General features: G+C 70.2%; 11 protein-coding genes. 7 read left to right on the top strand and 4 right to left on the bottom strand.

The features are described from left to right. Positions 1-269: 269 nt before the first annotated feature. From EOD73_RS13220 to EOD73_RS13210, 3 genes are all read left to right on the top strand, one after another. Positions 270-1,505 (top strand): cysteine desulfurase-like protein, encoded by a 1,236-nt coding sequence (locus EOD73_RS13220; RefSeq protein WP_127683473.1) that lies wholly within the window; start codon positions 270-272, stop codon positions 1,503-1,505. A 146-nt stretch (positions 1,506-1,651) separates the two neighbouring features. Next, positions 1,652-2,164: an SMI1/KNR4 family protein gene (locus EOD73_RS13215; RefSeq protein ID WP_127683472.1), complete on the top strand. Its 513-nt coding sequence runs from the start codon at positions 1,652-1,654 to the stop codon at positions 2,162-2,164. A 146-nt stretch (positions 2,165-2,310) separates the two neighbouring features. Further along, a complete protein-coding gene (locus EOD73_RS13210) occupies positions 2,311-2,922 on the top strand; it encodes a class I SAM-dependent methyltransferase (protein WP_127683471.1) in 612 nt (203 codons plus the stop codon). Between the two features lie 12 nt (positions 2,923-2,934). On the opposite strand, the gene EOD73_RS13205 is transcribed toward EOD73_RS13210, so the two are convergent. From EOD73_RS13205 to EOD73_RS13195, 3 genes are all read right to left on the bottom strand, one after another. Continuing rightward, positions 2,935-3,336, bottom strand: a complete 402-nt coding sequence (locus tag EOD73_RS13205; RefSeq protein WP_127683470.1) for a VOC family protein — start codon at positions 3,334-3,336, stop codon at positions 2,935-2,937. A gap of 94 nt (positions 3,337-3,430) precedes the next feature. Beyond that, positions 3,431-3,796, bottom strand: coding sequence for a VOC family protein (locus tag EOD73_RS13200; RefSeq protein WP_127683469.1), 366 nt, complete (start codon positions 3,794-3,796; stop codon positions 3,431-3,433). Between the two features lie 29 nt (positions 3,797-3,825). Next, the gene (locus EOD73_RS13195) at positions 3,826-4,263 is read right to left on the bottom strand and encodes an RICIN domain-containing protein (RefSeq protein WP_164846080.1); all 438 of its coding nucleotides are present in this window, start codon (positions 4,261-4,263) and stop codon (positions 3,826-3,828) included. Positions 4,264-4,410: 147 nt separating this feature from the next. On the opposite strand from EOD73_RS13195, the gene EOD73_RS13190 reads away from it, so the two are divergent. After that, positions 4,411-5,100 (top strand): response regulator transcription factor, encoded by a 690-nt coding sequence (locus EOD73_RS13190; RefSeq protein WP_127683467.1) that lies wholly within the window; start codon positions 4,411-4,413, stop codon positions 5,098-5,100. A gap of 8 nt (positions 5,101-5,108) precedes the next feature. Further along, positions 5,109-6,512: a sensor histidine kinase gene (locus tag EOD73_RS13185; RefSeq protein ID WP_127683466.1), complete on the top strand. Its 1,404-nt coding sequence runs from the start codon at positions 5,109-5,111 to the stop codon at positions 6,510-6,512. 65 nt (positions 6,513-6,577) lie between these two features. Here EOD73_RS13185 and EOD73_RS17575 read toward each other — a convergent pair whose 3' ends face one another. Then, the gene (locus tag EOD73_RS17575; RefSeq protein ID WP_164846079.1) at positions 6,578-6,826 is read right to left on the bottom strand and encodes a hypothetical protein; all 249 of its coding nucleotides are present in this window, start codon (positions 6,824-6,826) and stop codon (positions 6,578-6,580) included. Positions 6,827-6,873: 47 nt separating this feature from the next. Between EOD73_RS17575 and EOD73_RS13180 the strand changes: the two genes are divergently transcribed. Further along, complete coding sequence (locus tag EOD73_RS13180; protein ID WP_164846078.1) at positions 6,874-8,265, top strand: YHYH protein; 1,392 nt, start codon at positions 6,874-6,876, stop codon at positions 8,263-8,265. Next, positions 8,262-8,852, top strand: coding sequence for a hypothetical protein (locus tag EOD73_RS13175; RefSeq protein ID WP_127683464.1), 591 nt, complete (start codon positions 8,262-8,264; stop codon positions 8,850-8,852). Before EOD73_RS13180 ends, EOD73_RS13175 begins: the two co-directional genes overlap by 4 nt. The last annotated feature ends 10 nt before the right edge of the window (positions 8,853-8,862 follow it).

Below are 8,862 nucleotides of genomic sequence, written 5' to 3'. Positions count from 1 at the left end.
TGGAAACAGTCGCGCATGCTGCCGGCGGTGAGCTGTCCAGTAAGCAAGTTGGTTGGTGGGTGCTGATGGCCACTTTCTCGGCCGTGCGAGCGCGGCGCACGGTAAAGGCTAAAGCTGCTAGGGGTCGTTAGCCGTCGGCGGCAAGGCAATCGTCAACTGACCACTCGCGGCCTCCGGGCTCGCGGCAGGCCTTCAGCGAAGCCAGGTGTTGAGTCGCATGGCCCTGCCGGGCGAGGCCAACACAATGGGCCCCACTGAAGGAGCCCACCTTGCCCCCAGCCACGCTCGACCTCGCGCGCATCCGATCCGAGTTTCCTGCGCTCGCCTCCGACACCGTGTTCTTGGACAACGCGGGGGGGTCGCAAGTGCTCGCCCGCGTCGCCGACCGAATCCGTCATTACCTGCTGCACGACAACGTGCAACTCGGCGCCAGCTACCTTGCCTCGCAGCAGGCAGGCGATCGCGTGCTGGGCGCCCGCCGTGCCGTGGCGACCTTGGTCAATGCCGTCCACGACGACGAGATCGTGATGGGGCCTTCGACCACGGCGCTGATCGGCACCCTGGTGGACGCACTCCGCCCGGGCCTGCAGCCGGGCGATGAAGTCATCGTCACCGAGTCGGACCACGAGGCCAACATCGGTGCATGGGCTCGGCTCGCCCAGGTGGGTGTCGTCGTTCGAATCTGGCCCGTCGATGTCCCCAGCCTGGGCCTGCGCCTGCAAGACCTGGATCCGCTGATCGGCCCGCGCACGAAGTGGGTCGCGATGACGCACGCGTCCAACATCCTGGGCACCGTCAACCCGGTGGCCGAGGTGGCGCGCCGTGCCCACCCGGTTGGCGCGCGGCTGTGCGTCGACGCGGTGGCCTACGCGCCGCACCGGCTCGTCGACGTCCAGGCCTGCGAGGCCGACGCCGTCGTGTTCAGCTTCTACAAGGTGTTCGGCCCCCACTACGCCGTCCTGTGGGTCCAACGCGACCTGCTGCTGTCGCTGCCCAGCCTCAACCACGGGTTCATCGGCCCCGAGGTCATTCCCTACAAGCTGCAGCGGGGCAACGTGAACTACGAGCTGTCGTACGGCTGCGCGGGCATTGCCGACTACCTGAAGGACGTGGGCACCGAACTCGGCGCGGTGGGTGATGACCGCGCCCGCATGCAGTTGGCCTTCGACGCGTTTGCACGCCATGAGGATGCCCTTGCGGAACAGGTGCTGGGCTGGCTGCGCGAGCGACGCGGCGTCCGCATCATGGGCTTGCCGTCGGTGACGGCGGGCGAGCGCGTCCCGACGATCAGCTTTGTGGTCGAGGGTCGCCATTCAGAAGCCATCGTTCGCCAGGTCGACGCGCATGGCATTGGCATCCGTTTCGGCGACTTCTATGCCAAGCGCCTGATCGAAGCCCTGGGGCTGGAGAAGCAGGGGGGCGTCGTGCGAATCTCGATCGCGCACTACAACACGGCGGAGGAGATCGGCCGGCTGTTGATGGCATTGGATGAGGCGATGGGGTGAATCCGATGGGGGACCTTGGCGGTCAGGTTCGGGCAATCGTGGGCGGCAGTCACCGTACGGTCTACTGAATCCGAGCCGACCGGGAACGAGTCCAAACTGTCGCCCCACGTGGGTCCAGATGGGATGGTCAGCCACCCGCTTACAGCATGCAGTCGCTACAACAAACAATCGCTCAGATTGCTTCCACGCAAGGTTGCTTCCTCAAGCCACCCAATGGGTTGCCCGTGCTTCCGCATGGATTCGAGCTTCCAGAGGACCTGAGGTCTTTCTACTTGGTCGCTGGGGGCGCCACGCTCTTCAGTGGGGCGGGCTTTCAGTTCAACATCGTGGCGCCGTCCGACCTCGTCTCGACGAACCTCCGGCTCGTCGGGAGTGCTCAGTGCGGCGACATCTCAGACTCGTGGTTTTCCGTGGCCGAGGATGGCAATGGCGACTACCTGTCGATCGACCTGGGGCCGGGCCATCGCGGGCGGTGTTACGACTCCTTCCATGAGACACACGGGGTTGTAGGCTGTACGCCCGTCATTGCCACCTCGTTCACCGATCTGCTCCTTCGGCTACTCGCCAACCGTGGTGAGCATCCGTATTGGCTGGCCCCAGGATTCGCCTCACTCGGCGATGCCTACGATGGAATCGGTAAGGCATCACCCCCCGCATGACGCGACCCTTCGTAGTTCGGCACCCGGGCGGTGACGCGCGTGCAATTGCTTGTGGACGGGCAATCTCCGACTCTCGACTCGGTGCGACGGCTCGGTACCTGCCAACCTTCGCACCCTGATCCACACGACACCAGCGTCTGCCCACCATGCCCACCCCTGACGTCCCCAGCCCCATCGACCTGCGCGACCCGACCGATGCCCAGCAATGGGCCGAGCTGGCCTTGGTCCGCCGGCCGTGGCGCGCCGACTTCTTCGCCCAGTTCGCCGAAGAGCTCAGCGCAGGCCAAGCGCGCTGCGTGCTGGAACTGGGTTCGGGCCCGGGCTTCTTGGCGAAGCACCTGCTGGATGCGCTGCCGCACCTGAGCTACACGGCGCTGGACTTCTCGGCGCCGATGCACGCGATGGCCCGGGCGCGCCTGGGCGGCGCGGTAGAGCGGGTGCAGTTCGTCGAGCGCAGCTTCAAGGACCCGGCTTGGGTGGCGGGGCTGGGCCCCTTCGACCACGTCATCACCCACCAAGCGGTGCACGAGCTGCGCCACAAGCGCCATGCCTTGGGGCTGCACCGGCAGGTGCGCAGCGTGTTGGCGCCCGGCGGCCGCTACCTGGTGTGCGACCACTTCGCGGGCGATGGCGGCATGTCCAACGACCAGCTCTACATGAGCGTGGAGGAGCAGCGCCTGACGCTGCGGGAGGCCGGCTTCACGCACGTGGCGCCGGTGCTGCTCAAGGGCGGTTTGGTTCTGCACGCGGCCCGCTGAGACCGCCTTCCCTCAGCCGCCGGCCTGGCGGTCCATCCACAGCGCCGCCCACAGGTGGCCGTCGGGGTCGGCGAAGTCGCGGGTCAGCATGAAGCCGAGGTCTTCCATCGGGTTCACGTCGGCCTGCCCGCCGTGCGCCGCGGCGGCCTCGTTCATGGCGTTCACGGCGGCGCGGCTGTCCAGCGAGAGCGACAGCATCAGCCCGGCCGAGCCCGCCGGGGGCAAGGGCCGTTGTGTGAAGGTGCGCCACTTGGCCAGCGTGACGAGCATGACCTGCACCGCCTCGTTCCACACCATGGCGGCGCCCTCGGCGTTGCTGAGCGCGGGGTTCGGCGTGAAGCCGATGGCTTGGTAGAAGGCCGTCGAGGCGGCGAGGTCGCGCACCGGCAGGCTGATGAAGAGGGTTCGGGTCATGCAGGGCTCCGCGTGGAGGGACGTTCGTGCGCTGACGACGTCCGAGCCGCCTCGGGATCGACACGCCTCCCGGCCCGGGTGGCTCTGGTGGCCCTCAGCGCACCGCGCTGGCGTCGAAGTGCGGGTTTTGGATCAGGCCCAGGCGGTTGCCGAAGGGGTCGGTGACGGCCCCGACGCGGATGCCCTCGCCCACGTCGGTGGCCGGCTCCAAGGGCGTGGCGCCCAAGGCCAGGGCGCGGGCCAGTGCGGCGTCCACATCGGCCACGCCCCACAGGGGCTGCGCGCCGTTGGTGCCCGGCGTGGCGTCGGGCACGAGACCCAGCTCAAAGCCGCCCACGGCGAAGCCGACGTAAAACGGTTGGTCGAAGTACGGCGCCTGCCCCAGCAGCTCGGCGTACCAGCGCTTGGCCGCCTCCAAATCAGGGGCGGGGTAGATGGCGGTGCGCAGGCCGAGCAGCATGGGGCGGTCCTTGAGAACGTTGGGGCGTGTCAGCCGCGCAGCTTCCACTTTTGGTTGGCGCCGCCGGTGCAGCGGTACAGCACCAGGGGCTGGCCGTCCTTGGACTTGTTGCCCTTCACGTCCAGGCAGTTGCCGCCGATGCCGACCAGCGCGCCCTTCTCGAAGCGCCACTTCTGGTTGGCGCCGCCGTTGCAGGTGTAGAGGATGACGGGCGTGCCCTCGTCGGTCTTGCCGCCTTCCACGTCCAGGCACTTGTCGGCAAAGCCCTTGAGCTCGCCGGCGCGGGTCATCTGCCACTTCTGGTTGGGGCCGCCGTTGCACTGCCACAGCTGCGTGGCCGTGCCGTCGTCGCTCTTCTTGCCCTTGACGTCGAGGCACTTGCCGCCCAGGCCGACGACCTCACCGGCGTGGGCGGTGCCGGTCAGGCCGGCGGTCAAAACGAGGGCAAGGGCGAGGGCGTGGCGCATGGGGGTCTCCGGGGGGCGTGAACAAAGCGCGAACGTTAACCCCGCCCGGCAGGGGGCGTGGCTGGGGGGCGACCCGGATGACCGCTTTGTCATGCGCGGGGGCCCGGCGTCCGTTCCAATCGGCGGCATGCCGACCGCCCCCGCGCCATGAACCTGCTGCTGATCGAGGACGAAGCCGACATTGCCGAGCTCGTGCAGTCGGGGCTGCGCGCGCGCGGCATGGCCGTGCACGTGGCCACCGATGGCAACACCGGCTTGGCGCTGGCGCGCGAGCCGCAGTGGGACGCCATCGTGCTGGACCTGATGCTGCCCGGCCGGGACGGCTTGGACGTGCTGGCGGCCCTGCGCGGCGAGGGCGTGCGCACGCCGGTGCTGCTGCTGACGGCGCGCAACGAGGTCGGTGACCGCATCCAGGGCCTGGCCCTGGGCGCCGACGACTACCTGGGCAAGCCCTTCTTCGTGGAAGAGCTCGCCGCTCGGCTGCAGGCGGTGTGCCGCCGCGTGCAGGGGGAGCGGCAAAGCGAGTTGCGGGTGGGCCCGCTGGTGCTGGACCGCATCAAGCGCACCGTGTGCCTGAGCACGCGGCCGGTGGAACTGACGAGCCGTGAGTTCGCGCTGCTGGAGTTCTTGATGCGCTCGGCCGGCCAGGTGCTCAGCCGCGCCCAGATCCTGGAGCAGGTGTGGGGCTACGACTTCGACCCCGCCACCAACGTGGTCGACGTCTGCGTCAAGCGCATCCGGCAGCGCCTGGCCGATGCCGAGCCCGACGCGGGGCCGGAAGGGCCGGGCTGGATCGAGTCGGTGCGGGGCGTGGGCTACCGCTTTCGCAAACCTTGAGGGCCGCCATGTCGCTGCGCTTGCGCCTCTTCGTGTCGGCCCTGGCGGTCATCTTGTTGGCCGTGTTGGCCCTCGTGGTGCTGGGGGGCTCGGCGCTGCGCCAGGCCGGGCTGGAACAGTTGGAGGCCCGCCTGTGCCTCGAGGCCCGCCGGGTCGTCAGCCCCAAGCGCGAGGGCCGGGGTGACGAGCTGCGGCTCTTGGACGACGTCGTGCGCAAGTTGGGCTTGGAGGACCGGCACCAGCTGCGCTTGGAGCGCCACTTCGACGGCGACGACGCCGCCGCAGCTGGCGGCGAGCCGGCGGGCTTGGCCAGCCTGTCGCTGGCCTGGCGAACGCCCAAGGCCCTGGCCGGCAACGGCACGCGCGCCGACCCCTTGGGGCGCTGCGAGGTGGCGGCCCACACCGACGCCGAGGGCGATTGGCGCGTGGCCCGCAACCGCACCAAGGCCGGCACGGCCTGGCTCGCCGTGAACCTGGGGCCGCTGCAGGCCGAGTGGCGCGCCCTGCTGTGGCGCACCTTGGGCCTGATGCTGCCCGTGGCCTTGGCCCTGGCCGCCGGCAGCGCCGCCCTGTTGGCCCAGTTGATGATGGGGCCGCTGAACCGCCTGCGCGAGGCCATGCGCCAGCAGCGCCCCGACCGCTTGGACCAGCGCTTGCCGACGGGGCAAGAGCCGCGCGAGCTGCGCGAGCTGGTCGAGGCCTACAACACCATGCTGGCCCGGCTGGAGACCAGCTTCCACCAAGCCTCCCGCTTTTCGGCCGATGCCGCGCACGAACTGCGCACGCCCCTGACGGTCTTGCAAGGCCGCCTGGAGCGGGCCATTGGGGCCAGCCACGGGCGCGAGCTGCAGGCGGAGCTGGGGGCCATGCTGGACGCGGTGAACCGGCTGTCCAGCACGGTGCGGCAGCTGCTGCTGCTGTCGCGGGCCGACGCCGGGCACTTGGAGGTGGCCCACGAGCCGGTGGACCTGGGCCCCGTGCTGGACGAGCTGGTGCAAGACGCCGCCTTGTTGGCCGAGCACCGGCAGCTCGAAGCCGACGTGCAGGCGCCCTTGCCGGTGAATGGCGACCTCGTGCTGCTGCGCCAGCTGTTCAACAACCTGCTCAGCAACGCCCTGGCCTACGGCGTGCCGGGTGGGCGCCTGAGCCTGAGCGCGCGCCGCGACGGCGAGGCGGCGGTGGTTCGCTTCCGCAACGATTGCGAGCCCTTGTCGGCCGAAGCGCGGGCGCGCTTGTTCCAGCGCTTCTACCGCGTGCCGTCGACCACCGCCGCGCGGCGCGAAGGCAGCGGTTTGGGCTTGAGCCTGGCGCGCGAGATCGCCCGTGCCCACGGGGGCGACTTGCGATTGCTCGACAGCCCGCCGGACCAGGTGGTGATGGAGGTCCGCTTGCCGCAACGCCGCGACCGATGACCGCGATGTCATCGAACGCGAGGATCCCCTGCCTAGAGTGAAAGGGCCCCATCCGAGGAGCCCTTTCATGCGCGAACTGCCCCCCCGCCCTCCCCGTCTTTGGCCCTTGCTGTGCGTGGCGCTGACCGCCTGCGGCGGCGGGGGCAGCGCCAGCGTGCCAACGCCCGCGCCCGCGCCCGCGCCTGCACCTGCACCTGCACCTGCACCTGCACCTGCACCCGCACCTGCACCTGCACCCGCACCTGCACCTGCACCCGCACCTGCACCCGCACCTGCACCAGCACCAGCACCAGCACCAGCACCAGCACCAGCACCCGCCCCGAGTGCGTTCACGCTGAGCAGCAGTGCCGGGACGGTCACCTTGCCGGCCGAGTACAGCTGCGACGGCATGGGCTCCAGCCCGGCGCTGAGCTGGGGCCCGGCACCTGCGGGCACGCGGGAGTGGGCGCTGTTGATGAGCACCGTGCCCGCCGACGGCAGCACCAAGTACAACTGGGTGCTCCACCAGATCCCGGCCGCCACGACGGCCTTGGTGCGCGATGCGCTCGGCCCGGGTCTCACCGGCGTGGGCAGCGACGGGCCCTACCGGGGTTACCAAGCCCCGTGCTCGCAGGGCCTGGGCACCAAGAGCTACACCTTCACCGTGTACGCCTTGTCCGACTCGGTGGCCTCGCGCTTGCCCGCGGGCAGTGCCGTGACGGGGGAGCAGCTGCTGGCCGCCCTGCAGCCGCTGCTGCTGGGCAGCGCCAGCCTGACCCTGAGCCACACCCGCGACGCCAACAGCCCGGGCCTGTCGGCCGCTTGCCAGCGCGTGCGCGCCTCGCTGGCCGGCACCCCCAATGCGCAGGCGGCGGTGGCCTGCGACGGGCAGTACGCCTACGTCAGCAGCACCGGCCTGTCGTCGCGCCGCATGATGGACGGCATCACGGCCACCAACCTGCAGGTGCCCACGGCGCAAAACTTCCTGGGCAGCCACGCTTGGCGCATCCCCTTGCAGCCCACGCCCGCGGCCGCGCCCACCTCGGCCGTGGACGGGCCCATCGGCATCGCCATCGACGGCGTTCCCCTCTTCAACCCTTGCAAGCAGGGCGGCTGCCAGAACGGCGACACCAAGGTCCTGGGCGAGCTCGACGTGTGCAATGGCCACGCCGGGCGCGCCGACGACTACCACTACCACGCGGCCCCGGTGTGCTTGATGGCCGACAAGCCGGCCAGCTACTGGGACACGCACCCGGTGGGCTGGGCCTTGGACGGTTACGCCATCCTGGGCTACAACGATGCCGATGGCCAAGTGGCCCAGCGCGATGCCATTTGCGGTGGCAACACCAAGCCCAACGCCAACGCCCCGAGCGGCTACGCGTACCACGTCACCGAGCAGGCGCCTTACGTGCTGAGTTGCTTCTACGGCGTGCCCAGCCCCGATCTGGCGGGGCAGTCGGCCAAGTTCAGCCCGATGCGGCCCCCCCCCGTCACGCCGTTCCCGGTCTCGGGCATGAGCCTGAGCACCGAAGCCGATGGTGCGCAGGTGCTGGCCTTCACGAGCGCCCGCAGCTTCACCACCACCGAGAACGGCTCGGACGCCTACGCCAACGTGCCGGGCAGTTACCGCATCCGTTATCGCGCCTTGCAGGGCGAGGCCTTGAGTGCGGCCCTGGCCACCAACGCCAACCGGGGCAAGTCGGCCTGCTGGACCTTCCAGTTCGCCACCGCCCAGGGGGCGGGCACGCAACCCGACGTCACGTACTGCCGATGAAGCCCGCCCTGTTCCGTGGCGCGCGGCGGGGGCCTGCCCTGGCCCTGTTGCTGGCGCTTTGGTCGCCCCTGGCCCCTTCGTTCGCACACGAGTTGGCCGCGCACCGGCTCACCTTGGTCGTGCACGCCGAGCGCAGCGTGCAGGCGCAATGGCATCTCGACTGGGCCGACGTGCTGCGCGACCTGAGCGCACCGGACGAAGCGCCCGCGAGCTTCTTGTTCCGCGTGGCCAGCGAACCGGCCTCGGCGCTCGAGGCGCCGTTGGCCCGGCTGCGCGCCCTGGTGGAGTCGCAGTGGCAGCTGCACACCCCAGAGGGCGAGGCCCTGCGCATCGTGCGCTGGCAGTGGCCCAGCGCGAGCGAGCTTCACCAGGCCCTGCAGCAGCAGGCGGCGCAGCAGGCCTTGGGCGAGCACGTGCACGGCGCCCAGGGGCCCGTGGTGCGGGCCGAGGCGCAGGCCCCGGCGCCGGTGCGCCAACTGCGAATGAGCTTGCCCGCCGCCTTGGAGCGGGCCTTGGTGGTCAGCTACCGGCCCCAGCAACGCTGGGTGGAAGCCGGTGCGCCGCAGACCCTGAGCTTCGTGCCCTGAGCCCGCGGCG

The organism is Inhella crocodyli, assembly GCF_004004565.1.
Lineage (GTDB): Bacteria > Pseudomonadota > Gammaproteobacteria > Burkholderiales > Burkholderiaceae_C > Inhella > Inhella crocodyli.
This window is presented reverse-complemented; position numbering and strand designations above follow the sequence as displayed.

Bases quoted from the DNA above. Each gene is read 5' to 3' on its own strand.
- EOD73_RS13215 (WP_127683472.1), top strand. From the start codon at position 1,652: ATGCAGTCGCTACAACAAACAATCGCTCAGATTGCTTCCACGCAAGGT.
- EOD73_RS13210 (WP_127683471.1), top strand. From the start codon at position 2,311: ATGCCCACCCCTGACGTCCCCAGCCCCATCGACCTGCGCGACCCGACC.
- EOD73_RS13205 (WP_127683470.1), bottom strand. From the start codon at position 3,336: ATGACCCGAACCCTCTTCATCAGCCTGCCGGTGCGCGACCTCGCCGCC.
- EOD73_RS13200 (WP_127683469.1), bottom strand. From the start codon at position 3,796: ATGCTGCTCGGCCTGCGCACCGCCATCTACCCCGCCCCTGATTTGGAG.
- EOD73_RS13195 (WP_164846080.1), bottom strand. From the start codon at position 4,263: ATGCGCCACGCCCTCGCCCTTGCCCTCGTTTTGACCGCCGGCCTGACC.
- EOD73_RS13190 (WP_127683467.1), top strand. From the start codon at position 4,411: ATGAACCTGCTGCTGATCGAGGACGAAGCCGACATTGCCGAGCTCGTG.
- EOD73_RS13185 (WP_127683466.1), top strand. From the start codon at position 5,109: ATGTCGCTGCGCTTGCGCCTCTTCGTGTCGGCCCTGGCGGTCATCTTG.
- EOD73_RS13175 (WP_127683464.1), top strand. From the start codon at position 8,262: ATGAAGCCCGCCCTGTTCCGTGGCGCGCGGCGGGGGCCTGCCCTGGCC.